This is a genomic window from Enterobacter sp. SLBN-59, from assembly GCF_024807915.1.
Taxonomy (GTDB): domain Bacteria; phylum Pseudomonadota; class Gammaproteobacteria; order Enterobacterales; family Enterobacteriaceae; genus Enterobacter; species Enterobacter asburiae_B.
Genome location: NZ_JANUFI010000001.1, coordinates 989868 through 1014383 on the forward strand (window position 1 = coordinate 989868; position 24516 = coordinate 1014383).

Here is a 24516-nt window from a genome sequence, read left to right on the forward strand (position 1 = left end):
ATCATTTGAGATTATTAATATATTAGACAGAATATTTACATTTTCCTACCCTGAACAGGTGGTCATACCCGTCACCAGAAATCACGGGGATGTTTAAGCAAGGAAATTGTGTGAGCCGTACAACGACTATTGATATCGATCCGGCCAGCGATATCAATGATTTACCCGCAGCACCGCAGCCGGTCCAGTTCATTAAACGTGGTACCCCCCAATTTATGCGCGTCACGCTGGCGCTCTTTTCCGCCGGTCTGGCGACCTTCGCCCTGCTCTATTGCGTTCAGCCGATCCTGCCCGTTCTCTCTCATGAGTTTGGCGTATCGCCTGCCAGCAGCAGCGTTTCGCTCTCTGTTTCTACCGGCATGCTGGCGATAGGCCTGCTCTTTACCGGGCCGCTGTCCGACGCCATTGGCCGTAAACCGGTGATGGTAACCGCGCTGATGCTGGCGTCGGTCTGTACGTTACTCTCGACCATGATGACCAGCTGGCACGGTATTCTGGTGATGCGCGCGCTGATTGGGCTCTCGCTCAGCGGCGTGGCGGCGGTCGGGATGACCTACCTCAGCGAGGAGATCCACCCGAGCTTTGTTGCTTTCTCTATGGGGCTTTACATCAGCGGGAACTCGATTGGCGGAATGAGCGGACGCCTGCTGAGCGGGGTGTTTACGGACTTCTTTAACTGGCGTATTGCGCTGGCGGTAATCGGATGTTTTGCGCTGGCATCAGCCCTGATGTTCTGGAAAATTCTGCCGGAATCGCGTCATTTCCGCCCGACATCGCTGCGCCCGAAAACGCTGTTTATCAACTTCCGCCTGCACTGGCGCGACAAAGGGCTCCCGCGACTGTTTCTGATGGGATTCCTGCTGATGGGTGCCTTCGTCACGCTGTTTAACTATATTGGCTACCGCCTGATGCTCTCGCCGTGGCATCTGAATCAGGCCGTTGTCGGTTTGCTTTCTGTGGCCTATCTCACCGGCACGTGGAGCTCACCGAAAGCCGGGGCGATGACCGCACGCTATGGACGCGGGCCGGTACTGCTGGTATTCACGGGCGTGATGTTACTCGGCCTGCTGCTGACGCTATTATCCTCGCTGTGGTTCATCTTTACCGGGATGCTGCTCTTCTCCGCCGGGTTCTTCGCCGCCCACTCGGTCGCCAGCAGCTGGATTGGCCCGCGCGCGCGTCGCGCCAAAGGCCAGGCATCATCGCTGTATCTGTTCAGCTATTACCTGGGCTCCAGCATCGCCGGGACCCTCGGCGGCGTGTTCTGGCATAACTACGGCTGGAACGGCGTGGGCGGGTTTATCGCGCTGATGCTGTGCGCGGCGCTGCTGGTGGGGAGAAGCCTGCATCAGCGTTTGAAATAAACAAACGCTATCCCCCGCATATCAGCTAATGTACGGGGGCGCGTTTCTCATGTTAGCTAAACTTAATTCAGTATTAAGTAAAACGAATTCTTTATAACCATTTTGTGCATTCAGCTCTCTTCCCTCTCTCTGTAAGCTCATCGACTTCATCGTATGAAAAGAGGGATTTTAAAATGGCCATTCCAGGCAATATGTGGTTGTTCGATGACGGTGGTGCGCTTATCAAAGGCGGTTGTGATGTGCAGCACAGGGAATACAGCATTGAGTTCAAAGGATTTCACCACAATCTTTCGACGCCAACCGATAACCTGACGGGTAAACCTACGGGTAAACGCATCCACTCCCCAATGATGATCGTAAAGGAATTTGATTACTCATCACCCTATCTCTACAAAGCGGTCGCGACAGGTCAGGCTCTGCAAAAAGCCGAACTTAAATTCTACAAGATTAATGACGCAGGTCTTGAAGCGGAGTATTTCAATATTCTTCTGGAAGGCGTGCGGATTGTTTCAGTATCACCTGCAATGGCTGCGCCGGGCGACAATAATAACAACCACCTCGAAACGGTTGAATTGCGCTATGAGAAAATTACGTGGAAACATAACGACGGCAATATCATTTTCTCTGACGCATGGAATGAACGGGCGACAGCGTAACTGGGGTACTGGTATGGATACTACGGAAGAGATTAACGGAACCTATTTCTACAGAGGTCATTCAGACGTTACTCCGGGCGAGTTACTTGAGATCATTTTTCTTGAGGAGTTTTGTATGGAGTTGGGGATAGATGCCGTTTCAGGCGCGGCTATTTTGGGCGGACAACCGTGGCTAAGTACTCGGGCAAAACCTGAAGGCGCTATCCTGGGGACAAGCGTTGTTTCTAAGTACGCGCGAATAATTTTACGGGACGCTCGTCTTCCTTTCGGGATTAAAATTCCCACTCCCGTGGGAGTCAGGATGCAGCCAACTAACAAACTCGCAGCGGTAATTGGTCGGTATATCCCCTGGCTTGGATGGGCCTCACTTGCACTGACTCTTCATCGAGTTTCAACGCGTACACGAGAGAAATACAATTTGATTGCACGACCAAAAGACCGCATAGCGTGGACATCTTTCTAATGAGCATCGTAGACGACGTGTTATTTATGTTTCGGGATGAAATTCCTGGTTATCTGGATAACGACTGGAAAGAAGTTCCCCTGGAACTGGATTCTGATTTATTCGATTCACCGGGCGATGACCTACACGATGCATTAACCCGATACGAGAAAGAGTTCAACGTCGATTTGTCTGGTGTGGATTGGTCTCGCTATTTTCCCTGGCAGAATACGCCCTTGTTAAAGCGCTGGTTCAGGTTAAAGCGGGAAGGAATTGAGGCAACCCGCATACCGTTGACCGTAAGAATGTTTGCAGAGTCGGCAAAAGCAGGAAAGTGGCTCTACGACTGACTAATAAGGGGCTTCGCGCCCCTTGCATCAAAAGTGCACTAATCCTCCATAATTCGCGATACACTCCCTCAATACTCCCAAAACGATAAGGAAGAACAAGAATGGAAAAATCATCGGCTTATCAAGCACTCACCCGCACATTCCAACGTCTCTCCCGCTTCTCCCACCTCTCCTCCATCGCCAGCTGGGACATGTTCACGATGATGCCGCCGGGCGGCAGCGCCGCGCGCGGTGAAGCACTCGCGGAGATGAGCGTCCTGCAGCATCAGATCCTGACCGATAAAAAAGTCGGCGACCTGTTAGCGGCGGCGGCAGGTGAAGATCCGAATGATGTCGAACAGGCCAACCTGCGCGAAATGACGCGCCACTACCAGCAGGCCACTCTGCTGCCGGAATCGCTGGTGGAAGCCAAATCCCTGGCGGGCAGCAAGTGTGAACACGCCTGGCGTACTCAGCGCCCCGCTAACGACTGGCAGGGTTTTTCCGCCAACCTGAAAGAGGTGGTCAAACTCAGCCGCGAAGAGGCTCGCCTGCGGGCCGAAGCCAAAGGCTGTACGCCGTACGACGCGCTGCTGGACATTTTTGAACCCGACATGACCAGCGCGCGTCTGGACGTTCTGTTCGGCGATATGAAATCCTGGCTCCCGGACCTGCTGGCAAACGTGGTGGAAAAGCAGGCTCAACGGTCGTTTATTCCGCCGCAAGGCCCCTTCCCGACGGCAACACAGCGTGAGCTGGGCCTGGAAGCCATGAAGATGCTTGGCTTCGATTTTAACGGCGGTCGCCTGGACGTGAGCGCACACCCATTCTGCGGCGGCGTCCCGGAAGACGTGCGCATCACCACGCGCTATGACGAAGATGAGCTGCTCAGCGCGCTGTTTGGCGTGATCCACGAAACTGGACACGCCCGCTACGAACAAAACCTGCCGCGCGCGTGGGCAGGACAGCCGGTTGCCCTGGCGCGCTCAACCGCGATCCATGAGTCACAGAGCCTGTTCTTTGAAATGCAGTTGGGGCGCAGTGAAGCCTTCCTCAGGCATCTTCTCCCTGCGGTACACGCCCGCTTTGGCAGCCAGGCGGCGTTCAGCGAAGAGAACTTCATTGCCTGGAACCAGCGCGTGAAGCCTGGCTATATCCGCGTCGATGCGGACGAAGTGAGCTACCCGGCACACGTGGTGCTGCGCTATGAGATTGAGCGTGCGCTGATCAACGGCGAGATCGAGGTGGACGATATTCCCGCCCTGTGGGACGAGAAAATGCAGGCCTGGCTCGGATTATCCACCAAAGACAACTACCGCAACGGCTGTATGCAGGACATCCACTGGACCGACGGCGGTTTTGGTTACTTCCCGTCATACACCCTTGGCGCTATGTACGCCGCGCAGCTGTTCCATACCGCCCGAACCGCACTGCCGGGTCTGCAGGCCTCCATCGCTGAAGGCGATTTTTCCGCACTCTTTGAGTGGCTGCGTCAGAACATCTGGCAGCACGGCAGCCGCTTCAGCACGTCGCAATTAATCACCCAGGCGACGGGCGAAGATCTGAATATCCGTTACTTCCGCGAACATCTGACCTCCCGTTATCTTTAATCCCTCTGCCGGAGCCTGCTCCGGCACTCTTCTCACCCTTTTCAATAAGAATATGATTTAGCACATGTTGTCATGATTGTGTCGGGTGTATGAATGCGTGTCCTTCCGACACAATTAGACTGCCATCAGGTCAGGATTAAAAAAATAAAGGGATGAATGATGAAAGGCATAATGAAAACGATGTTAGCCATTCTGTGTGCGACCAGTTTAAGTACTTTCGCAGCCACGGATACTACCCCGCAAGACGCGTTCAACGATATTACCCGCTCTCTTGCAGACCTCCAGCCCATCACGTTTCAGGCTCCTGCTGAAAAATATAAGCTGCTGGTGTTTATTGATAATCAGTGCATTTACTGCAGCAACGTAGTGAAAAACGTTAAGCAATATACGGATGCCGGTTTGACGATGTCGTTTCTGACCGTTGCGCCCAACGCCATTCGCGACTCGGTAATTGAAGATATGGGGCGCGTCTGGTGTTCAACCGATAAGGTCAAAAGCCTGCAACAAGCGATGGCAGGATTTTTACCGGATAACGACACCACCACAGCCTGCTCCGATCTGATCGCACGGCAATCTGCACTGGCAGAACGACTGGGCATTAGCATCACCCCGGTAATGGTGGTGATCGAGCCTGAATCACGGTCGATTATAGGCAGCCAGTCTCCGGCGGCTATTCTGGCCACACTGAACAAATAACAGAGGCCCGTACGAGCAGCGGCGTTTGGCCTGTTCGTACACTTTCCTCCCCTCTGTACATTCCGTTACACACCGATACCAATCACTCACGGAAACCTCGAATTTACAGGGATATAGTTATTTCAACGGCCCCGCAGTGGGGTTAAATGAAAAACCAAATTCGAGGGTATGAGAATGAATAAAGTATTAGCTCTGGTTGTTGCCGCTGCTATGGGTCTGTCTTCTGCTGCATTTGCTGCTGACACTACCGCAACTGCCGCACCGGCTGCCGCGCCTGCTGCAACCACCACCGCTGCGCCAGCAAAAGCGGTTCACCATAAGAAACATCACAAAGCTGCAGCGAAAAAAGAAGCCGCTGCACCAGCAACCGCAGCACCAACCGAGCAGAAAGCTCAGGCTGCCAAAAAGCACCACAAGAAAGCCGCTAAACCGGCTGTAGAACAGAAAGCGCAGGCTGCTAAAAAGCACCACCAAAAAGCCGCTAAACCGGCTGTAGAGCAGAAAGCGCAGGCTGCTAAAAAGCACCACAAAAAAGCGACCAAACCGGCTGTAGAACAGAAAGCTCAGGCTGCTAAAAAGCATCACAAAAAAGCAGTAAAACACGAAGCTGCTAAACCAGCTGCACAGCCAGCTGCGTAAGAGTACAAGCTTAACCGTGCCCTTCGGGGCACGTTGGTAAACCGGCGCTGAACCGGAACAGGTTCCGCGCCGTTTTTTTATTTCCGGAGGGCGTATGCTGCGACGCTATCGGTTTGAGCTGATTCTTATCCTGCTTATTTTATGCGCGCTCATCGCCAGCCATTTTTATCTTTCCTGATTGTAGCACGCTGATTTTACTCCCACTTTAGCGCTGTCCCGTCTATAGTATTTTCATAGGGTTCACTTTTAATAATCATAATTACCCCCACCAGAGTGTAATATGCGTAAATCTGTTGTGTTGTTACTGGGAACGTTTGGTCTTTTTTCTGGATTCTCACATGCGGATGATGGCGGTGATGACACCATTAGCGCGAAAGAGCTAAAGACGCTTTTTTTCGGTCATGACGATCGTACGCGCGTCGCCGATCCCACCCAGGCCCCCTGGGATGCTATAGGTCAACTGGAAACCGCCAGCGGTAACTTATGCACCGCGACGCTGATCACCCCGCAGCTTGCCCTGACGGCAGGTCACTGCCTGTTAACGCCGCCAAACGGCAAGCCGGATAAAGCGGTTGCCTTGCGGTTTGTGTCGCAAAAAGGGACCTGGCGCTATGAAATCCACGGCATTGAAGGACGGGTCGATCCGTCTCTCGGCAAACGCCTGAAGCCGGATGGCGACGGCTGGATCGTGCCACCGGCGGCCGCCTCATGGGATTTTGGCCTGATCGTTTTACGCTACCCGCCTTCGGGCATTACGCCTCTACCGTTATTTGACGGCGACAAGGCCGCTCTCACCGCCGCGCTGAAAGCCGCCGACCGAAAGGTGACGCAGTCAGGCTATCCTGTCGATCATCTGGATACGCTTTATACGCACAGCGACTGTATTGTGACGGGCTGGGCGCAAACCAGCGTACTCTCGCATCAGTGCGATACGTTGCCGGGTGACAGTGGTTCGCCGCTGATGCTGAAAACCGACAATGGCTGGCAGTTGATTGGTGTCCAGAGCTCTGCGCCGGCGGCAAAAGACCGGTGGCGCGCCGATAACCGCGCCTTGTCCGTTACCGGTTTCCGCGACCAGCTGGAAACGCTGGCGCAGCAGTAAATCAGCAGCGTCTGACCTTACGTAACGCTTTGATTGACTCAATTGGCATCGGCTGGCTGAACCAAAAACCCTGCAGTTGATCGCAGCCAGCCAGCCGCAGCAGTTTCATTTGCTTCTCGGTTTCCACCCCTTCTGCCACCACCGCCATGCCCAGCGCATTGGCGATCCGCACCGTACCGCTCACCAGCGCGGCCGCCTGTTCATCGTTATCCACCAGCCCGGCCAGGGATTTATCGATCTTGATGGTGTCGAAGTTAAAACGCCGCAAATAGCCAATGCTGGAATAGCCGGTGCCAAAGTCATCCAGCGCCACCGCCGTACCCAGCGCTTTAAGATTCGCTATCGCCATGCGGGCTCGCTCCGGATTTTCCAGTACATACGACTCCGTAACCTCAAGCTGCAGCCGGTTGGCCGGGAAACGGGTGCTCTCCAGCACGCTGGCCACTTTTTCTTCGAAGGCAGGATCGCGAAATTGCGCGGGGGAGATATTCACGGAGAGCTTTAATTCACCGTACGGCTGTAGATCCTCACATGCTCGCTGCAATACGAACTGACCCAGCTTGTAAATCAGACCGCTGGTCTCCGCAATGGCGATAAAGGTATCCGGACCCAGCGGCCCCTCCGGGCGACGTGGCCAGCGGACCAGCGCTTCGACGCTGCTCATTGTCTGACTGCGGGCGTCAACGATCGGCTGATACCAGACCTCAAACTCATCGCGCTCCAGACCGCTGCGGATCTGATTTTCAATCGCCAGCTTGCGTTCCCGGACGCTGTTCAGCTCCGCGTCGTAGTGGGTAATACGCCCTTTCCCGCTCATTTTGGCGTGATACATGGCAATATCGGCACGGCGAAACAGTTCGGAACTGTTGCATTCCGTCAGGGTTCCGCTGGCGATGCCGATGCTGGCACCGATATGGATGGTGCGTTCCCCCAGCTGAACCGGGGTGGTGAGAAAATCCAGCACGGAAACGGCAAAGGCGGTAGCCTGCGCCTCTGCATCATCTCCACCGATGGTCATGGCAAACTCATCCCCGCCCATGCGCGCCAGCATCCCGCCCGGCGGCACGCGTTCATTCAGCGTTTTTGCTATCGCCACGATGAGGTCGTCACCCACGCTGTGGCCGTAGATGTCATTCACATCTTTAAAACCGTCCAGATCGATAAACACCACGCTTTTGACGTCGGTATCGCCGCGTAAACGCACCCGATCAAGCGTCTCGATAAGCGCGCGCCGGTTCGGCAGATGGCTTAGCCAGTCCGTTCTTGCAACCAGACGCGCCTGGCTTTCGCCGCGCGCGAGTTTGTACAGCCCCACGCTGCTCACCAGAATGAAGAGCAGAATCAGCCCCGACACCAGCACCACAATCTGCCTGATATCAGACGATGCCGCCCGGGCGGCCTGTGCGCCCGGGAGCCGCGCCTGCCAGTTCAGATATCCGACTAACTCCCCTGCCGCACTGTGCAGCGGCATACTGCGATCGTTGATTTTGCCTGGGGTAAAATGGAGGTTATCGATCTGAAAGGTGCCGCCCAGGTCGGATAATATTCTGGCATTCAGATGGCGGGTAATCACCAGATAGCGGCGCGTTCCGTCGTGGACCTGTAAGCTGCCGACCATCGGGCGAATCAGCCCAATGCCGACAAAGGCCACGCCGTTGCGCGTCTGGCTGATCCCCGCATAGATATTTTTTTCGCCCGCAAGCTCGCGCCCGTGCTGGTCGATAAGCGCTTTGAGGCCTTTACCAAAGAAGTCGAGGTTTTTTTCGTTAAAGGGCCGGCTTTGAAACGATCCCCAGAGGACGTTGAAATGCTCATCCAGCATGAAGGTGCCGTCATAGAGGTTATTGATTTTAAAGCCCGTACCCCAGGTGTTGTACAGCCAGTCGGTATCGAGCGTGGGACGGTAGGCCTCCCGCACCGCATCGTCCCAGACGGCGTTATCAAGCACCAGAGAGGAGACGCGGTTAACCGATGTCTGAATAGACCCCTGCACGGAAAGCGCCGTGCGGTGTTCATCAATTTCATTGGTTTTCGTGCTGATAAGATGCAGGGATAGATAGAGCAGTGCGACGATGGAGATGATTAAGCCGATGCCCGCCATGAAGACCAGGGCAAACAACGTTCTCGCATTGGGAATATTGCGCCAGCTTAATGTGCGATACATCAGCCATCCTCTTCATGTTTTGCTTTTCTAAGCGTAATACAGGCAGCGAATTTCGCTGCCTGTAAATCATGGCGAGAGGTCTGTCAGGCGAGTTTTATCATGATCATGCCGGCAAGCAGCAAGATGAGCCCCATCCAGCCCTTGTTGTTTAAGCGCTGGCCGAAGAGTACCCAGCCAGCGGCCAGGGTAGCGGCGATACCAAAACCGCCCCACAGCGCATAGGCCACCGAAAGATCGATCCCTTTTACCGCCTGGGACAGCGCGCTGAACGCCCCCAGAACCGCGGCAATCGACATCAGGCCGTAGAGTTTACGGCGAAAACCATCCGAGAATTTCAGCAGAACGTTCGCCAGAATCTCCAGCACGATGGCGAGCCCCAGCCATGCCGCATGAACCCACTCAAACTGTTGCATGGTTCTGCTCCTTCTGCTGTTTGCCAGGCTTACGGGTACCCGATTTAATCAGCACAATACCCGCGACCAGCGTCGTTAATCCGGCGACCTTCATTGTTGTTAATGTTTCGTCAAATATCAGCACGCTGAACAGCGTAATCAACAAAATACCGATCCCTTCCCACAGTGCATACGCGACGCCCAGCGCAATTTTTTTCACCGCAAACGAGAGGAAAATATAAGAAAGCGAAATCATCACCAGCATCAAAATAAAACCGGTATTGCCATCGCTGACGCTTGCCCATTTCATAGACAGCGTGCCGGTAATTTCAGCGATGATAGCCAGCGCTAATAGGATCCAGTAAAACATGTTTTTCTCCTGCTTGAGAATATAATCCATCATGGCTCACTGCGTGCAGCAAACCCAAAAAAAAACGAATTGAAATCAGATAGCTAAGCGCTTAGCGCCAGCTCAGGCAGAAGACGTGACTATAGTGCGGTGCGCCAGTGTTGCTCACCAGAAAGCAGGCAGAAGGAGGTGGAGTATACAGCGGTATTGTTTGAAGAGTACGTCCTGAACATATTGTCCATAAAATTACAATTATCCGCGTTGTTGCTTCTCGTCTTTGCGGATGAAAATTGTCCTCGGTAGTTAAACACACCAGATTTGTACCATAAGCCAGGATTTTACTCAAAGTCTTTGCAATTCTTTACCCATACCGTTTGATTTTGGTTAGTTTATTGCAACGCCTTTCACCTTTATTATAAATATAAAGAAAAATTCGGAGTCACCATGGCTAAACCCATTATTACCCTGAACGGGTTAAAAATTGTCATCATGCTGGGCATGCTGGTGATCATACTGACGGGCGTTCGTTTTGCCGCTGACATTATTGTGCCTTTTATTCTGGCCCTGTTTGTTGCGGTGATCCTTAACCCGCTGGTGCAGCGCATGACGCGGCTACGCATCCCGCGCGTGCTGGCGATTACGCTGCTTATCAGCATCATCATTGTGGCGATGGTCTTGCTGGTGGCGTATCTGGGGACCTCGCTCAATGAACTGGCGCGAACTCTGCCGAAGTACCGCTCTTCGCTGGCGATACCGCTGCTGCAGCTGGAACCCTGGCTGCAGCGCGCGGGTATCGAAGTCTCGGTTGAGGAACTCCTGAAATATATCGACCCCAACGCGGCCATGACGATCGTCACCAGCCTGCTGGCGCAGCTTTCCAATGCCATGACCTCCATTTTCCTGCTGTTTTTAACGGTGGTGTTTATGCTGCTGGAGGTGCCGCAGCTGCCGGCAAAGCTGCAGCAGATGATGGTCCGTCCGGTTGAAGGAATGGGAGCGATCCAACGCGCGCTGGACAGCGTCTCCCGCTATCTGGTGCTGAAAACGGCGATTAGCCTGGTCACGGGCGGTGTTGTCTGGGGAATGCTTCTGGCGCTGGACGTTCGCTTTGCGTTTGTCTGGGGGTTACTGGCGTTTGCGCTTAACTATATTCCCAACATCGGCTCCGTGCTGGCGGCGATCCCCCCTATCCTCCAGGTGCTGGTTTTCAGCGGGCTTTATGACGCGCTGATCCTGCTGGCCGGCTATCTGGTCATCAACCTGGTGTTCGGTAATATTCTTGAGCCACGCATGATGGGTCGGGGGCTGGGACTCTCCACGCTGGTGGTCTTTTTGTCCCTGATTTTCTGGGGCTGGCTTCTCGGGCCCGTTGGGATGCTGCTCTCCGTCCCGCTAACCATTATCGTCAAGATTGCCCTGGAACAGACGGCGGGCGGGCAAACTATCGCCGTGCTGCTGAGCGATATGAGCCACAAATAGCGCTGACAGGAGGGACGTATTGCCCCTCCAGTCTTCGCGATAAGCGCCCGGATAGTTACAGATTGAGAATCACGCCACGCGCTATCCTTGCGTGCCAACTACTCGCGCCAGCCCATTGCCGGTGCGACGTGTTTGAGAATGGATTCAATTACGTGCGCATTGTAATCCACACCGAGCTGGTTCGGCACGGTCAGTAATAACGTATCGGCTTCGGCAATCGCGTCGTCCTTTTTCAGCTGTTCAATCAGCTTGTCCGGCTCCGCCGCATAGCTGCGCCCGAAGATCGCGCGCGTTTTCTCATCAAGGTAGCCCACGCTATCGCTGTCGTTGCGGCTGGCACCGAAATACATCCGGTCGCGGTCGTCCATTAGCGCAAAAATGCTGCGGCTGACCGACACCCGCGGCTGGCGCGTATGCCCTGCCTCTTTCCAGGCCTGACGGTACGCGCGGATCTGTTTTGCCTGCTGAATATGGAACGGCTCGCCGGTTTCATCGTCCTTCAGGGTTGAACTTTGCAGGTTCATTCCCAGCTTTGCGGCCCATACGGCCGTCGCATTCGAACCGGCGCCCCACCAGATACGCTCGCGCAGCCCTTCAGAATACGGCTCCAGGCGCAGCAGCCCCGGCGGATTCGGGAACATAGGCTGCGGATTGGGTTTGGCAAACCCTTCACCGCGCAGCACCTCAAGCAGCACCTCGGTATGACGGCGCGCCATATCCGATTCGTCTTCCCCTTCCTGCGGGACATAGCCGAAATGACGCCAGCCATCAATGACCTGCTCCGGCGAGCCGCGGCTGATGCCAAGCTGCAAACGACCGCCGGAAATCAGATCCGCCGCGCCCGCGTCTTCGGCCATGTACATCGGGTTTTCATAGCGCATGTCAATTACGCCGGTACCGATTTCGATGGTTTTCGTTTTTGCGCCAATGGCCGCCAGCAGAGGAAACGGCGAGCTCAGCTGTCGGGCGAAATGGTGCACGCGGAAATAGGCGCCGTCTGCCCCCAGCTCTTCAGCCGCCACGGCTAAATCAATGGACTGCAGCAGCGTGTCTGCCGCCGAGCGCGTGCCGGACTGCGGTGAAGGCGTCCAGTGACCAAAGGATAAAAACCCGATCTTTTTCATAACCATGTGTCCTGATAATGCTTTGCGTTCTATACACTTTACGCATTACCCGGTAAGAATAAATGCCGTTTATTTAACGGAATAATTCAAATAAATTGATTGAATTTTTTTCAGGTCCGTCAGGTAAAAAACGGCTGGTTATCGGTTTGATTTAACGTTACTACTCTATGTCAGGATTTTTACACCGGACAGAAAATGAAGAGACGCTATGTTGTTGCGGATGTTTTTACTGACACCCCGTTTCAGGGTAACCCTGTCGCCGTCGTACTCGATGCGGAGGGTATGAGCAAAGCACAAATGCAGCAGGTCGCCGTTGAATTTGGCTACAGCGAAACCACGTTCGTTCTGCCGCCAGACAATCCCTCCAGTACGGCACGCGTGCGAATTTTTACGCCCTCGCGCGAGATCCCCTTCGCCGGGCACCCGAATGTTGGAACTGCGTACGTGCTGGCCTATCACGCCGCGATGAATCATCAGCCCCTGCCTGAAACGCTGCACTTCGAGGAAATAGCCGGTCTGGTGCCAGTACGCCTGCTGCGTGACAACGATACCGTGACTGGCGCAGAACTCCTGGTGCCTGAGGCACTCTCCTGCCGCTCTGAAGTAAGCCCGGAAAGCGTGGCTGCCTGCTTATCCCTGAACGCAGAAGATATCCGTACCGCGGTACATATGCCTGTTGTCGCGTCGGTAGGTCTGCCCTTCCTGATAGCCGAGCTGGCTTCTCGCGAGGCGCTTCGTCGGTGCGTGCCGAATTTACAGGGTTTTCGCGCAACGTTACCGCTGGATGGCGCGGTTTCCCTCTATGCCTATACCCTGGATACGGATCCCGATGAACCTCACGATATGCAGGCCCGCATGTTTACTCCCCGCATGACAGAAGATCCTGCAACAGGTAGCGCGACCGCCGCTACAACGGCGCTGCTGGCGTTGCACCGCAATAAAACGACGCTTAACCTTAACGTCAGTCAGGGCGTTGATATGGGGCGAGCAAGCGTGCTGTTCGCGGGATACGATGCCTCGTCAGGAAAGGCGGTGGTTCGCGTAGGGGGAAAATGTGTGATTACGCTTGAAGGCGCATTTTCACTCTAACGGAGCAATGGCGTTTACCTTTACGGCACCCGATGGGCTATATTGGCAAACTATTTTTATCACAGGTAAAACCGGCAATGGCTTTGATCCCCAAAAACTACGCGCGGCTGGAAAGCGGCTATCGCGAAAAAGCATTAAAAATCTATCCCTGGGTCTGCGGACGCTGCTCGCGCGAGTTTGTCTATTCCAATCTGCGTGAACTCACGGTTCATCATATCGATCACGACCATACCAACAACCCGGAAGATGGCAGCAACTGGGAGCTGTTGTGCCTGTTTTGCCACGACCACGAACATTCGAAATACACCGAAGCGGATCAGTACGGCACCACCGTGGTCGCCGGGGAAGACGCGCAAAAAGACGTAGGCGTCGCCACGTTTAACCCGTTTGCCGATTTAAAAGCGATGATGGATAAGAAGAAATAATCTTTCACCGCCCATACCTGCCGTATGGGCGGCTCAGGAAAGGATAAAGGCCATGGACACCCTCCGCTGCTACTGGGATATGTTTTATACCGCCTACGGTTTACTTTTCACGAGAATACTTTGCCTCATACTTCTGGTCTGGCTGTGCCATGATTTTCTGCGCCGCCCAGGGAAAAAAGCTGCTGATGCCGCTGGCCCGATTGCAGAAGCCGATGCCCGGGAGCTATATCAATGGCGTTTTCAGCTGTGGTCATTGCGAACGGTACAACTCCTCTGCGTGCTCTCACTTTTCTGGATGCTTATTAAGGGACTCTTTGACTGACCCTCTCCCTGGTTAAAATGTCCAGGTGATAGCGGCGGTTGCAGCCCCCTCATTGCGCCGCATCACGATCGGGCTGTTATTCGCATGGTCGCCCAGCCAGGTATAGTCCGCGCTCAGAACCGTTCCCCAGTGGGCATCGAACTGATGGCTCCAGGTCAGGCTGGTGTCGACGCCATAGAATCCTCCCGGCGCAGCATAGCGGCGATAGCCGGTGCGGCGGCTCTGCTGCTCGCTGACCCCATACCAGGTATTCAGATAACGGCTGTCGCCAAACAGGGCCGCAGACTGAAAGGCGACCGTGTCCTGATTATTTTGTACCGGGATTAGCGTAACGGAAGCCTGATAGCTTCCCCCCTGGCTGTCCGTTAACGGCAGCGTCGCTTTGCCTTCCATACTCAGCCATGGCGTGGCCTGCCAGCCGACGGCAAGGCCGGTATTCAGGGTGGCATCAATGTCCCCCATTCCTTTCAGATTGTTTGCGCCCTCACGCCAGCCAGAATTTTTATCAGCCCTTCCGAAGTCGTAGCCCAGCGTGTGTTCGAAATACCAGCCGCTGTCTTTTTGCAGGTCATATCCCACCCCTTTTTGCGCATCAATAAAGAAAGCGCCTTTACGACCCTGCAGCACCGGAACCACCTGCCACACCTGCTTGTCTGAGCCTGAGTAACGTGGGGCATACTGTCCCCCCAGCCCGACGGTTAAGGAATCGGACGCGGAGCCATCATCCGCCTGCGCGCCGGAAGCCACGGCCATCAGAAGCGGGACGGACATATACAGGACTTTTTTTATCGCTATCATACTGCTCTCCATACGGACGCTGGCGCCTCCTGATACGGGGGCGGCCACACAATGTGGGCGCAGTATGATTTGGCTGAATCAATGAATCGTCGGGATAGTGTTAAGAAATGGTCAAGGTGAACGGATGTTGTCCAGAAGAGTGCTGATTATTGAAGATGACGCCGATGCGGCCGGCGTGCTCGAGGCCTATTTACGGCGGGAAAATTACGACGTGACCATTACCGGAGACGGTCATTCCGGACTGGATATGGCGCAGCGGTGGAAGCCCGACCTCATCCTGCTGGACGTGATGCTGCCGGGGCTTAACGGCACCGAGGTGCTGGCTGGCCTGCGTCGTAAAAGCGATGTGCCGGTGATCATGGTCACGGCCATGGGGGATACCCCCGACCGTATTGGTGCCCTGCGGTACGGTGCCGATGATTACGTTGTGAAGCCTTATCATCCGGGGGAAGTGGTAGCTCGGGTGCAGGCGGTGCTGCGGCGCAGCAGTAAAAAAGAGACGGACGAAGCGATCCTTCGCTGGCAAACGCTCGAGGTGGACGTGGCCGCCATTGTGGCGAGCGTGGATAACGGCGGCGACGCGCCCGTGATGCTCGATCTTACGCCAACGGAATTCTCGCTTCTGGCAACGCTGCTGCGTTCTCCGGCGCACCCGTTCTCCCGCCAGTATTTACTGGAGCACTGTCTGCCGGAAAGCGAGGCGCTGGAGCGCGTGGTGGACACCCATATTTATAACCTGCGTAAAAAACTGGAAGCGGCGGGGATCTCCGGCGTGCTGATCAACGTTCGCGGCGTGGGTTACAGGTTCAGACAGCCATGATTAAAAATCAGCACTCCTCTCTGTGGCGCTGGATTTGCGCGCGCATCCTGGCGCTGGCTATCGGCAGCGTGATCGTCATTGCCACCTGCATGTGGCTGCGCTATGCGGTACAGAACTACTGGATAATGGGCAAAATGCCAGCGGCGGTCCGGCAGGAGTTTCTGACGCTCAGCCAGAACCCGCAGGCCAATCCGGCCCGCTTCCACTCGATTGTGGACACTTGGTGGGGCCTGAGCTATTCCACGCCGTCTATCGCCTCAGCCGACTGGGCCACGGTGGCCCTGCTGGTGCTGGTGATGATCCCGTTTATCGTGGTGATGGGGCTCAAACACGCCCGGCCGCTGGCGCTGCAGTTCAGCCGCCTTCGCGATGCGGCAAAGGATGTCGCCGACGGGGAGTTTGGCCGCCAGGCGGAACTTATCAAGGATGCGCCGGCTGAAATGGTCAGCTTTGCGACCGACTTTAACTCCATGACGGGACAACTCGCCCGCTATGAAAAAGAGCTCCGCGCCTCGCACGTTGCGATGGCGCACGAGCTGCGCTCGCCCCTGACGGCCGCCATCGGGCGTCTGCAGGGCATGTTAGACGGCGTGTTTGACGCCAGCCCTGCGCAGCTCGGCATGGTGATGAAACAGCTCCAGCACCTCAACCGCCTCACCGATGAGCTTCACCTTCTCTCGCTCGCCGACGCGGGTAACCTCGTGCTGGAGGACCAGCCGTTTTGTCTGGATGAGCTGATTCAGGAGCGGGCTGCCTGGATCATGCCCCAGGCTGACGCGCATCATTTCCGGATAACGCTTCGCAACCCGCGCACCAGCCCCTTCAGAGGCGATGCGTTCCGTCTTGGACAGGTCGTTACGATCCTCATGGAAAATGCGCTACGTTACGGACGCGAGGGCGGCCACCTCGAGGTGGCGCTGCACTACGCCATCGGGCGCTACACCCTCGAATTTACCGATGACGGGCCGGGGGTATCGCCCCAGTTCTTACCGGAAATGTTTAAACGCTTTAGCCGCGAGGAGCAGTCCCGCGCGCGGCATTCCGGCGGCAGCGGCCTCGGTTTATCCATCGCCCGGGCGATTTGCGAGGCGCATGGGGGTGAGATTAGCGCGTCATTACCGGAAACCGGCGGCCTCGCCGTGCGCATTTTATTGCCCTGGCATCCGTCCGGTAATGAAAATCTTCACTCTTGATAAAGCCTTGACAGAACATCGAATCTTTCTCGACGTAGCGCGCATTTAATAACGCCATTCCCTTTATGGAGCGGCGTTATGTCAGACGAATTTTTTCTCTCCCTCCGCCACTGCCTGCATCATTTGTACGGCGTGGCGCGCACCCTTTCCTGGCTGCATTTTCTTCCCCTGGCCCTGCTTGCGCTGGCGATTTTTCCGCTGACCGGCTGCGGTGATAAACACGAAAATAAGCCCGACCCTGCGCGAGCGGTACGCTACGTCGTCGTTGGCACCGCCCAAACCATTCCCGCGCTGGAAAGAACCGGTGAGATCCATGCCCGCGATGAAACGACCCTGAGCTTTCGGACCGGGGGCCGAATACTGACGCGCAGCGTTGATATTGGCGATCGGGTCACTGCCGGACAGCTGCTGGCCACGCTTGACAACACGACCGGGCAAAACCAGCTCGACGGCGCGGCGGCCGACTATGAAGGTGCTAAAGCCTCGGCGCAGGTCGCCGCGCTTAACGTCAGTCGAATGCAAAAGCTCATGCCAACGGGCGCGATAGCCCGCACGCAGCTCGACAGCGCCCGTGCGGACTGGCTTGTCGCCCGCGCGCGCTTAAAAAGCAGCGAGGCCGCGTGGCGAAATGCCCGCGAAAGCCTCGGCTGGACGCGCCTGATCGCGCCGCAGGCGGGCGTCATCACCGCCGTGAACGCTTCTGCGGGGCAGGTTGTCAGCGACGGTCAGTCCGTGCTGACGCTGGCAACGGGTGAAGCCCGCGACGTGGCGTTTGATATTGCCACTCCGGATGCGATCCCGCCTCTGGATAAGGCGGAGTTGCGGGTTTCCCTCCTCAGCGATCCGTCGGTGCAGGCGTCTGCCGCGCTGCGGGATATCACGCCGCAGGCCGATCCTCAAACCCGCACCTGGCGCGTCAGGGCCACCCTGCAAAACCCGCCGGCGGCCATGGCGCTGGGCGCCAGCGTAACCGTCACGTTGCCATCGTCAGCCCCGCGCGGCTACACCCTTCCCGCCTCGGCGCTGACCCGCGTCGGCGACAAACCGGCCGTTTTTGTGATTACCCCGCAGTCGCGGGCGCAGCTGCGCGCGGTGGTGCCCGCGAGCTATACGGCCACCTCCGTCATGATTGCCTCCGGCCTTGAGCCGGGCGACAGGGTGATTACGGCGGGCGTGAGCACATTACGTTCCGGCGAGCCGGTGGTTGCCGGAGAGGTTCAGCCATGAACACAGTACCGCAAGCCAAATTTAACCTCTCCGCCTGGGCGCTGAAGAACCAGCAGATGGTCAGCTTTTTCATGCTGCTGGTGATTGCGATGGGCGTGTTCTGCTATGAGAAGCTGCCGCGTAACGAAGATCCGGCTTTTACCATTAAAACGGCCGTCGTCTCCGCGCAGTGGCCGGGAGCCTCCGTGGCGGATACCACCCGCCTGCTGACCGATACGCTTGAAAAAAAGCTGCAGGAAACGCCCTGGCTGGACTATCTCGAAAGTGAAACCCGGGCCGGACGCACCGTTATCCACGTCAACCTCCGTGACGATACGCCCCCGCAACGCGTGCCGGATATCTGGTATCAGGTTCGCAAAAAAATGCAGGACATCGCGCCGTCCCTGCCCGAAGGGGTGCAGGGTCCTGCCGTGGACGACGAGTTTGACGACACGTTCGGCACAATTTACGCCTTTATTCCCGAAGGTTTTACCCTGCGGGAGGTGCGGGATCGCGCAGAAACAATTAGTCGAGAGCTGATGTCCCTGCCGGATATAGGCAAAACCACCCTGCTGGGCGAACAGCAGGAGCAGTGGGTTCTCGCCTTTTCTCCGGCACGCCTGGCCGGCATGGGGCTCGATATTCAGGCGGTTGCCGACGCCCTCCGGGCGCAAAATGCGGTTGTCCCGGCAGGAACGATGCGTACCGAAAAAGAGAACATGGCGATCAAGGTCAGCGGAGCGCTCACGACCGAGGAGAGCTTACGCGCCGTCACGCTGCACGTGAACAATCGCTATATTCCGCTGACCGACATTGCCACCGTCACCCGGGAAATCGCCGAGCCACCGGCCCCGGCCTACCGGGTGAACGGCAAACCGGCTATCGGGCTGGCGGTGTCGATGGCGCCAACGGGCAACATGCTGCGTTTCGGCGCTGCGCTGAATGCCAGAATGGCGGCCCTCAGCGCCGGGCTGCCGCACGGTATCGAGATGGTGAAAGTCGCCGATCAGTCAGCGGTGGTCAGTGACGCGGTAAGCGGGTTTATCCGGGTGCTTATCGAAGCCGTTGTTATCGTGCTGGCGGTTTCATTTGTCTCGCTGGGGTTACGGGCCGGACTGGTGGTGGCGACGGCCATTCCGCTGGTGCTCGCCATGACGTTTGCCGGCATGATGCTCGCCGGTATTGGCCTTCAGCGTATCTCGCTAGGGGCGCTGATCATTGCCCTGGGCCTGCTGGTGGATGACGCCATGATCGCCGTCGAAACGATGGTCTCCCGGCTGGAAGCGGGGGATTCCCGTCGGCACGCGGCCACGCATGCGTTCAAAACGACGGCCTTCCCGATGCTCACCGGTACTCTGGTGATGATTGCCGGCTTTATTCCCGTTGGTTTTGCGGCCTCCAGCGCCGGTGAATACTGCTTTTCCCTGTTTGCGGTGGTGCTCATTGCCCTGCTCTGCTCCTGGGCCGTCGCGATCCTGTTTTCGCCGCTGACGGGCACGTGGCTGCTGCCGGAAAAAGTCAGACATCACGCGGCGGGACCCGGCAGGATCGTGCGCGGGTACGGACGCCTTTTACGCCTGGCGCTGCGTCACCGAGTCGCTACCGTGCTGCTCGCCCTTTCCGCGCTGGGGCTGTCAGCGTACGGCACGACGTTTATGCAGGGCGAGTTTTTCCCCGCCTCGGATCGGCCAGAGCTGCTGGTCAGCCTGACGCTTCCGGCCAACGCGTCGCAGCCGGAAACGCTAGGAGAGGTGGAAAAGCTGGAAAAGGCGCTGGCCGGCAACGGCAACATCGATCGCTATTCGACGTATGTCGGGTCGGGCGCCATCCGTTTTTACCTGCCGATGGACGTGCTGCTGGAAAATGAAAATATCGCCCAGATGGTCGTGGTGGCTAAGGATCTTGAGGCGCGGGATCGTCTGCATGCGCAGCTCAACAGGCTCCTGGCGACGCAGTTTAGCGACATTATCACGCGCGTGTCGCCCCTTGAGCTGGGGCCGCCCGTCGGCTGGCCCATCAAATACCGGGTGAGCGGGCCTGATTATCTGCAGGTCCGGGCATTGGCGAACCGTCTCACGGACGCGATTGGCCGGTCTCCGTTCTCACGCGACGTTAACCAGACGGCCGGAGAGCCGGAGAGGGTCATCACCCTTAAGGTGAATCAGACGGCGGCCAGGGCGGCGGGAATATCGTCAGAAAGCCTCGCCCGCACGCTGAACACCGTCTGGTCCGGCAGCGTTGTCACCTCCATCAGGGATAACGACCGCCTTGTCGACGTGGTGCTGCGGGCCACGGACGATGCACGTCACAGCACCGCCACCCTCTCCTCGCTCACGATTCAGGGGAATGACGGTAAAAAAATTCCGCTCAGCGCCGTCGCGACGCCGGTCTGGGGCGTGGACGATCCGGTCATCTGGCGTCGCCAGCGCGTGCCCTTTATCACGGTGCAAACGGATCTTGCCCCCGGGCTGAAGGCTGAAGCGGTATCCGCGGCGCTGCGTCCGGCGGTCGACAAGCTGCGCGCGAGCCTGCCCGCAGGTTACAGCATTGAAGAGGGCGGCGCGGTTGCCGAATCGGACAAGGGGAACAGCTCCGTCTTTACCGTTCTTCCGGTAACGCTGGTCCTCATGCTGTTGCTGCTGATGCTTCAGCTGCGGCGATATTCCCGGATGCTGCTGGCCCTCCTGATGGCCCCGTTTGGCCTGCCGGGGATCGTGCTGGCTATGCTGCCCGGCGGCACGCCGATGGGGTTTGTCGCGCTGCTGGGCGTCATCGCCCTGGCGGGGATGATCGTGCGCAACGCGGTGATACTGATTAGCGAAGTTGACAGCAATCTTGCTCAGGGGATGGCAAACGATGCCGCCATTATGGCGGCCGCGGAACACCGGGCCAGACCCATCTCTCTGACCGCCTGCGCCGCCATTCTGGGCATGATCCCGATCTCTCATCAGGTCTTCTGGGGGCCAATGGCCTATGCCATTATCGGCGGGCTGCTGGTCGCGACGCTGGTGACGCTGACCGTGTTACCCGCGTCGTTTAGCCTGCTGTTACAGTGGGGAGCTCAGCGCAACGCCGCAGAAGACGGACTGCGCTGAGGCTCCACCGTTTCCCGGCAGATTACGCGGCGGTCAGCGCAAAACGGTCCTTCAGGACATGGCGGATTTCATCCTCCGCCAGTTTCCGCGTTTCAGTGCCGTTCGCCGTGATGGTTTTCAGCACATCGCCCAGCAAAATCTGGCGTCCTTCCGGGCCGTGCTGCACCACCACCCGCTTCTGCACAAAGATGGCATCCGGGTGCGTGGAGTTAAGGTAGTTGGCCGGAACGAAATCAATCCATTCCTGAGGGGTGAGATCAAAGCCGTACTGCCGGGCCCACTCTCCCTCCACCTTCGCCTCAAGCAAATACTCACCCTCCGCGCTGCGGCTCAGTCGGTACGTGTCGAAATCCTGTACGATCTCAACATCAAGCGTGTCCAGCGCCATCGGCGCACGAATACCGTAGCTGCCGAAACCGAGGTCGCAAAGCCACTGTCGGCTATCTACCTCAGCGACGATCGCCATGTGGGTTTTCGGCCGCCGCGCGGGGTAGAACATCGGGCGCGCCGCCACGAAACGGTAAGGGATCCCTAACGCCTCCAGCGCCATGGCAAAAAGCCCGTTTACCTCATAGCAGTAGCCGCCGCGCCCCTGCGTTAACACCTTATCGGCGATATCGTCTGGCGCCAGCGAGACAACTTTGCCCGCCTGTACGTCCAGATTCTCAAAGGGAACGGAAAAGAGCTGATGGCGCATGAGCGCATGCAGGGTGGCCGTATCGGCACCCGCCGGTCCGGTATAGTTTATGCGTTTGAAATAGGTGGAAATGTTGAAGTTATCGCTTTGCATAATGCCTCCTTGTCCTGAACATGCCGGACACTATAGATGGCGCGCATCAATGGCTGTATAGTCAGTTTTATCGAAAATTAGCCTGAACAGTTACCCATGTCTGCCCCGTCCCAGTCCTCTCCTCACTATCGCCGTATTGCGGATATGCTGCGTCTTACCATTACGTCCGGCGCGCTGCGCGCCGGTGACAGGATGATCTCCGCGCGCAAACTGGCCGAACGCGAGCGCGTTAGCCTTCCGACGGCGCTGGAGGCCCTTCGCTGCCTTGAGGCTGAAGGGCTGATCGTTGCGCGCCCGCGTTCAGGCTATTACATCCGTCAGACCAGCCAGCCACCGCGCGTAGAGCCCGCGCGCTCCACGCCGGGCCCGGTCCCCGTCACAATGTCCGCCGTGGCCCGGTCGCTGTTCAGCAGTGCAGAAGCCCGGCTGATCCCGCTGGGCGCCGCCCTGCCCGATCCCGCGTGGCTGCCGGGAGATGCCCTGCAGCGGGCGTTGCACTCTGCGGGCCGTCGTCTGGACGCGCATGGACAGAGCTACAGCCTGCCTCCGGGAAGGCGGGATTTGCGAAGCAAGATTGCCGCGCGCTCTGCACAGTGGGGAGCCCGGTTCGGCGCGGATGATCTCATTATTACCGCAGGCGCGACGCAGGCGCTGCGCCTGGCCCTTCGGGCCGTGTGCCAGCCGGGTGACGTCGTGGCGATTGAGCAGCCAGCCTACTTTGGTACGCTCCTGCTGCTGGAGGATTTAGGCCTGAAGGCGTTAGCGATCCCCACCGACCCTGTGGAAGGCCTGCTGCTGGAACCGCTGGCGGACGCCATTCGCTGCCACCGCCCTGCGGCCGTTCTGGCCTCGCCCACCGTGCAAAACCCTTTGGGTGCCAGCATGCCCGTCGCGCGCAAGCAGGAACTGGTTGCCCTGCTTGAAGAGGCTGAAATTCCTTTGATTGAGGACGATGTCTACGGTGACCTGGTCGGCGAGGGGCAACGCCCTCCGGCCTGCAAGGCGTTCGACCAGAGCGGGAATGTGATTTACTGCAGTTCCCTGTCCAAAACGCTTGCGCCCGGATGGCGAATCGGCTGGATCGCCGCCGGACGCTACACCCCGCAGGTCTTACAGGCCCGCATGGCCGGAGAATGGGCTGGCGCCCCGCTGCTGGAAGCGGCGACGAGCGAGGTTCTGGCGAGCGGCGACTACGATCGCCATCTGCGACGGCTGAAGCGCCGGATCGCAGAGGGCGTTCACGCCGTCGTGGCGCAGGTCAAGGCGAGCTTTCCGTCCGGTACGCGCGTTAACGTGCCCGCTGCCGGTTTCCTGCTATGGGTTGAACTGCCTCAGCGGGTCAACGCGCTGGAGGTGCACCGTCGCGCGCTGGCGCTGGGCATTGGCGTCAGCCCTGGCCCCCTGTTTTCACCTGCCGCAGAGTTAACGCACTTTCTGCGGCTGAACTGCGCAAACGAACCCACGCCCCGCCTGCTGAACGCCGTAGAACAGATTGGCGCGCTGTGTCACGAGCTGGCCGCTTTCACACCAGACTCTCCAGCCACTCGGTAAAGACCCGCACCTTGCGGGAGAGGTGGCGGTGTGGATAGAGCAGTGACAGCTTGCGGTCCGGCGAGCGATAGTCCGGCAGGACTTCAACCAGAAGACCGCGGTCAATGTAAGGCTGGAGAAAGAGATTCATCCCCTGCATTAACCCCAGTCCGGCCAGACCTGCCGCGATGTAGGCTTCGGAGTTATCCACGACAAGCTTACCGGGCAGGGTAATTTCCGCGATGCCTTCTGGCGTGGTAAACGTCCACGGATGAATTTGTCTGCTGCGGTTATTAATCCAGTTGATGGCCTGATGTTCGCGTAAATCATCCGGCGTTTCTGGCGTACCGTGCTTTGCCAGCCAGGCCGGGCTGGCGCAGGTCGTGATTTTGATGTTCCCGATTTTACGCGCGATATACTCGCCGTCGTCCAGCTCTCCCACCCGCAGCACGCAGTCCAGGCCATCCCGCAGCATATCCCGACGGCGGTCAGAGCTGCTCAGAATGATGTCGATCTCAGGATGCTGACGATAAAAATCAGGCAGATTAGGTATCACCCGCAGCGTGGCAAAAGAGACCGGCATATCCACACGCAGCTGGCCGTGTATTGCCCGGTCCGTACCAAACGACTCCAGTAATTCGTCCGCCTGCGCCAGCAGGGGTTTACTCCGGCGATAAAACGCTTCCCCATCCGGGGTCAGGCTAATCCGACGCGTTGTGCGCTGCAGTAGTCGCGTGCCGCTGTGCTGCTCCAGAAGCTGTAACGCTTTGGTGACTGCCGGACGATGGATCTGCAGATTCTCCGCCGCCTGGCTAAGACTGCCTGACTCAACAATTTCAATAAAAATTCGAATAGATTCAAAGAGGTTTATTTGCATAAGGTATGCTTTTGCCGCGAGCAGG

Annotated in this window: 24 protein-coding genes; 17 read left to right on the top strand and 7 right to left on the bottom strand. The window is 57.3% G+C overall.

Annotated elements, in window-relative coordinates; translation table 11 throughout:
* Window positions 1–110: 110 nt before the first annotated feature.
* The 8 genes from M2422_RS04595 to M2422_RS04630 all read left to right on the top strand — a co-directional run bounded on the left by M2422_RS04595 (window position 111) and on the right by M2422_RS04630 (window position 6838).
* Window positions 111–1364 carry an MFS transporter gene (locus tag M2422_RS04595; RefSeq protein WP_219939561.1) on the top strand — a complete coding sequence of 418 codons (1254 nt, stop codon included), beginning with the start codon at window positions 111–113 and terminating at the stop codon, window positions 1362–1364.
* Between the two features lie 173 nt (window positions 1365–1537).
* On the top strand, window positions 1538–2020 hold the full coding sequence (locus M2422_RS04600; protein ID WP_047742055.1) for a type VI secretion system tube protein TssD: 483 nt from the start codon (window positions 1538–1540) through the stop codon (window positions 2018–2020).
* A 13-nt stretch (window positions 2021–2033) separates the two neighbouring features.
* A complete protein-coding gene (locus M2422_RS04605) occupies window positions 2034–2483 on the top strand; it encodes an STM2901 family protein (protein ID WP_064672393.1) in 450 nt (149 codons plus the stop codon).
* Window positions 2483–2812 (top strand): DUF1493 family protein, encoded by a 330-nt coding sequence (locus tag M2422_RS04610; protein WP_064672392.1) that lies wholly within the window; start codon window positions 2483–2485, stop codon window positions 2810–2812. Before M2422_RS04605 ends, M2422_RS04610 begins: the two co-directional genes overlap by 1 nt.
* Window positions 2813–2913: 101 nt before the next feature.
* On the top strand, window positions 2914–4401 hold the full coding sequence (locus M2422_RS04615) for a carboxypeptidase M32 (protein WP_064672391.1): 1488 nt from the start codon (window positions 2914–2916) through the stop codon (window positions 4399–4401).
* Between the two features lie 171 nt (window positions 4402–4572).
* Entirely contained in the window at window positions 4573–5097 is a 525-nt protein-coding gene (locus tag M2422_RS04620) for a thioredoxin fold domain-containing protein (RefSeq protein ID WP_226852627.1), read from the top strand.
* 174 nt (window positions 5098–5271) lie between these two features.
* Entirely contained in the window at window positions 5272–5736 is a 465-nt protein-coding gene (gene asr, locus M2422_RS04625; protein WP_259140115.1) for an acid resistance repetitive basic protein Asr, read from the top strand.
* A 280-nt stretch (window positions 5737–6016) separates the two neighbouring features.
* The gene (locus M2422_RS04630) at window positions 6017–6838 is read left to right on the top strand and encodes a serine protease (protein WP_064672389.1); all 822 of its coding nucleotides are present in this window, start codon (window positions 6017–6019) and stop codon (window positions 6836–6838) included.
* Window position 6839: 1 nt separating this feature from the next.
* Here M2422_RS04630 and M2422_RS04635 read toward each other — a convergent pair whose 3' ends face one another.
* The 3 genes from M2422_RS04635 to mdtJ all read right to left on the bottom strand — a co-directional run bounded on the left by M2422_RS04635 (window position 6840) and on the right by mdtJ (window position 9764).
* A complete protein-coding gene (locus M2422_RS04635) occupies window positions 6840–9002 on the bottom strand; it encodes a bifunctional diguanylate cyclase/phosphodiesterase (protein ID WP_064672388.1) in 2163 nt (720 codons plus the stop codon).
* An 83-nt stretch (window positions 9003–9085) separates the two neighbouring features.
* A complete protein-coding gene (mdtI, locus tag M2422_RS04640; protein ID WP_024909144.1) occupies window positions 9086–9415 on the bottom strand; it encodes a multidrug/spermidine efflux SMR transporter subunit MdtI in 330 nt (109 codons plus the stop codon).
* A complete protein-coding gene (gene mdtJ / locus M2422_RS04645; protein ID WP_029739354.1) occupies window positions 9402–9764 on the bottom strand; it encodes a multidrug/spermidine efflux SMR transporter subunit MdtJ in 363 nt (120 codons plus the stop codon). Before mdtJ ends, mdtI begins: the two co-directional genes overlap by 14 nt.
* A 423-nt stretch (window positions 9765–10187) precedes the next feature.
* Here mdtJ and M2422_RS04650 point away from each other — a divergent pair, with 423 nt between their 5' ends.
* A complete protein-coding gene (locus M2422_RS04650) occupies window positions 10188–11222 on the top strand; it encodes an AI-2E family transporter (RefSeq protein WP_039262698.1) in 1035 nt (344 codons plus the stop codon).
* Window positions 11223–11320: 98 nt separating this feature from the next.
* Here the strand turns inward: M2422_RS04650 and M2422_RS04655 are convergent, their stop codons facing one another.
* Window positions 11321–12346 carry an LLM class flavin-dependent oxidoreductase gene (locus M2422_RS04655; RefSeq protein WP_032657621.1) on the bottom strand — a complete coding sequence of 342 codons (1026 nt, stop codon included), beginning with the start codon at window positions 12344–12346 and terminating at the stop codon, window positions 11321–11323.
* Window positions 12347–12541: 195 nt separating this feature from the next.
* Here M2422_RS04655 and M2422_RS04660 point away from each other — a divergent pair, with 195 nt between their 5' ends.
* The 3 genes from M2422_RS04660 to M2422_RS04670 all read left to right on the top strand — a co-directional run bounded on the left by M2422_RS04660 (window position 12542) and on the right by M2422_RS04670 (window position 14182).
* A complete protein-coding gene (locus M2422_RS04660; protein WP_064672387.1) occupies window positions 12542–13435 on the top strand; it encodes a PhzF family phenazine biosynthesis protein in 894 nt (297 codons plus the stop codon).
* A 77-nt stretch (window positions 13436–13512) separates the two neighbouring features.
* Window positions 13513–13860, top strand: coding sequence for an HNH nuclease YajD (yajD, locus tag M2422_RS04665; protein ID WP_003857471.1), 348 nt, complete (start codon window positions 13513–13515; stop codon window positions 13858–13860).
* Window positions 13861–13912: 52 nt separating this feature from the next.
* Window positions 13913–14182 (top strand): hypothetical protein, encoded by a 270-nt coding sequence (locus M2422_RS04670; protein ID WP_064672386.1) that lies wholly within the window; start codon window positions 13913–13915, stop codon window positions 14180–14182.
* A 12-nt stretch (window positions 14183–14194) separates the two neighbouring features.
* On the opposite strand, the gene M2422_RS04675 is transcribed toward M2422_RS04670, so the two are convergent.
* Window positions 14195–14980, bottom strand: coding sequence for a MipA/OmpV family protein (locus M2422_RS04675; RefSeq protein WP_064672385.1), 786 nt, complete (start codon window positions 14978–14980; stop codon window positions 14195–14197).
* 124 nt (window positions 14981–15104) lie between these two features.
* Here M2422_RS04675 and M2422_RS04680 point away from each other — a divergent pair, with 124 nt between their 5' ends.
* The 4 genes from M2422_RS04680 (at window position 15105) to M2422_RS04695 (ending at window position 21294) form a co-directional block, all read left to right on the top strand.
* On the top strand, window positions 15105–15800 hold the full coding sequence (locus M2422_RS04680; RefSeq protein WP_029739347.1) for a response regulator: 696 nt from the start codon (window positions 15105–15107) through the stop codon (window positions 15798–15800).
* Window positions 15797–16993: a cell wall metabolism sensor histidine kinase WalK gene (locus M2422_RS04685; RefSeq protein WP_064672384.1), complete on the top strand. Its 1197-nt coding sequence runs from the start codon at window positions 15797–15799 to the stop codon at window positions 16991–16993. The genes M2422_RS04680 and M2422_RS04685 overlap by 4 nt, the downstream gene beginning before the upstream one ends.
* A gap of 78 nt (window positions 16994–17071) precedes the next feature.
* On the top strand, window positions 17072–18220 hold the full coding sequence (locus M2422_RS04690) for an efflux RND transporter periplasmic adaptor subunit (RefSeq protein ID WP_064672383.1): 1149 nt from the start codon (window positions 17072–17074) through the stop codon (window positions 18218–18220).
* The gene (locus M2422_RS04695) at window positions 18217–21294 is read left to right on the top strand and encodes an efflux RND transporter permease subunit (RefSeq protein WP_064672382.1); all 3078 of its coding nucleotides are present in this window, start codon (window positions 18217–18219) and stop codon (window positions 21292–21294) included. Before M2422_RS04690 ends, M2422_RS04695 begins: the two co-directional genes overlap by 4 nt.
* A gap of 22 nt (window positions 21295–21316) precedes the next feature.
* Here the strand turns inward: M2422_RS04695 and M2422_RS04700 are convergent, their stop codons facing one another.
* Entirely contained in the window at window positions 21317–22084 is a 768-nt protein-coding gene (locus tag M2422_RS04700) for an arylamine N-acetyltransferase (protein WP_064672381.1), read from the bottom strand.
* A 96-nt stretch (window positions 22085–22180) separates the two neighbouring features.
* Here M2422_RS04700 and M2422_RS04705 point away from each other — a divergent pair, with 96 nt between their 5' ends.
* On the top strand, window positions 22181–23635 hold the full coding sequence (locus M2422_RS04705) for a PLP-dependent aminotransferase family protein (protein WP_064672380.1): 1455 nt from the start codon (window positions 22181–22183) through the stop codon (window positions 23633–23635).
* Here the strand turns inward: M2422_RS04705 and M2422_RS04710 are convergent.
* Entirely contained in the window at window positions 23607–24491 is an 885-nt protein-coding gene (locus tag M2422_RS04710) for a LysR family transcriptional regulator (RefSeq protein ID WP_064672935.1), read from the bottom strand. The two genes, M2422_RS04705 and M2422_RS04710, sit on opposite strands and share 29 nt — an antisense overlap.
* Between the last annotated feature and the right edge of the window lie 25 nt (window positions 24492–24516).

What these genes read in the sequence shown, in the direction of transcription:
- M2422_RS04600 (WP_047742055.1), top strand. Translation starts at nt 1,538, where the DNA reads ATGGCCATTCCAGGCAATATGTGGTTGTTCGATGACGGTGGTGCGCTT.
- M2422_RS04605 (WP_064672393.1), top strand. Translation starts at nt 2,034, where the DNA reads ATGGATACTACGGAAGAGATTAACGGAACCTATTTCTACAGAGGTCAT.
- M2422_RS04610 (WP_064672392.1), top strand. Translation starts at nt 2,483, where the DNA reads ATGAGCATCGTAGACGACGTGTTATTTATGTTTCGGGATGAAATTCCT.
- M2422_RS04615 (WP_064672391.1), top strand. Translation starts at nt 2,914, where the DNA reads ATGGAAAAATCATCGGCTTATCAAGCACTCACCCGCACATTCCAACGT.
- M2422_RS04620 (WP_226852627.1), top strand. Translation starts at nt 4,573, where the DNA reads ATGAAAACGATGTTAGCCATTCTGTGTGCGACCAGTTTAAGTACTTTC.
- asr (WP_259140115.1), top strand. Translation starts at nt 5,272, where the DNA reads ATGAATAAAGTATTAGCTCTGGTTGTTGCCGCTGCTATGGGTCTGTCT.
- M2422_RS04630 (WP_064672389.1), top strand. Translation starts at nt 6,017, where the DNA reads ATGCGTAAATCTGTTGTGTTGTTACTGGGAACGTTTGGTCTTTTTTCT.
- M2422_RS04635 (WP_064672388.1), bottom strand. Translation starts at nt 9,002, where the DNA reads ATGTATCGCACATTAAGCTGGCGCAATATTCCCAATGCGAGAACGTTG.
- mdtI (WP_024909144.1), bottom strand. Translation starts at nt 9,415, where the DNA reads ATGCAACAGTTTGAGTGGGTTCATGCGGCATGGCTGGGGCTCGCCATC.
- mdtJ (WP_029739354.1), bottom strand. Translation starts at nt 9,764, where the DNA reads ATGTTTTACTGGATCCTATTAGCGCTGGCTATCATCGCTGAAATTACC.
- M2422_RS04650 (WP_039262698.1), top strand. Translation starts at nt 10,188, where the DNA reads ATGGCTAAACCCATTATTACCCTGAACGGGTTAAAAATTGTCATCATG.
- M2422_RS04655 (WP_032657621.1), bottom strand. Translation starts at nt 12,346, where the DNA reads ATGAAAAAGATCGGGTTTTTATCCTTTGGTCACTGGACGCCTTCACCG.
- M2422_RS04660 (WP_064672387.1), top strand. Translation starts at nt 12,542, where the DNA reads ATGAAGAGACGCTATGTTGTTGCGGATGTTTTTACTGACACCCCGTTT.
- yajD (WP_003857471.1), top strand. Translation starts at nt 13,513, where the DNA reads ATGGCTTTGATCCCCAAAAACTACGCGCGGCTGGAAAGCGGCTATCGC.
- M2422_RS04670 (WP_064672386.1), top strand. Translation starts at nt 13,913, where the DNA reads ATGGACACCCTCCGCTGCTACTGGGATATGTTTTATACCGCCTACGGT.
- M2422_RS04675 (WP_064672385.1), bottom strand. Translation starts at nt 14,980, where the DNA reads ATGATAGCGATAAAAAAAGTCCTGTATATGTCCGTCCCGCTTCTGATG.
- M2422_RS04680 (WP_029739347.1), top strand. Translation starts at nt 15,105, where the DNA reads ATGTTGTCCAGAAGAGTGCTGATTATTGAAGATGACGCCGATGCGGCC.
- M2422_RS04685 (WP_064672384.1), top strand. Translation starts at nt 15,797, where the DNA reads ATGATTAAAAATCAGCACTCCTCTCTGTGGCGCTGGATTTGCGCGCGC.
- M2422_RS04690 (WP_064672383.1), top strand. Translation starts at nt 17,072, where the DNA reads ATGTCAGACGAATTTTTTCTCTCCCTCCGCCACTGCCTGCATCATTTG.
- M2422_RS04695 (WP_064672382.1), top strand. Translation starts at nt 18,217, where the DNA reads ATGAACACAGTACCGCAAGCCAAATTTAACCTCTCCGCCTGGGCGCTG.
- M2422_RS04700 (WP_064672381.1), bottom strand. Translation starts at nt 22,084, where the DNA reads ATGCAAAGCGATAACTTCAACATTTCCACCTATTTCAAACGCATAAAC.
- M2422_RS04705 (WP_064672380.1), top strand. Translation starts at nt 22,181, where the DNA reads ATGTCTGCCCCGTCCCAGTCCTCTCCTCACTATCGCCGTATTGCGGAT.
- M2422_RS04710 (WP_064672935.1), bottom strand. Translation starts at nt 24,491, where the DNA reads ATGCAAATAAACCTCTTTGAATCTATTCGAATTTTTATTGAAATTGTT.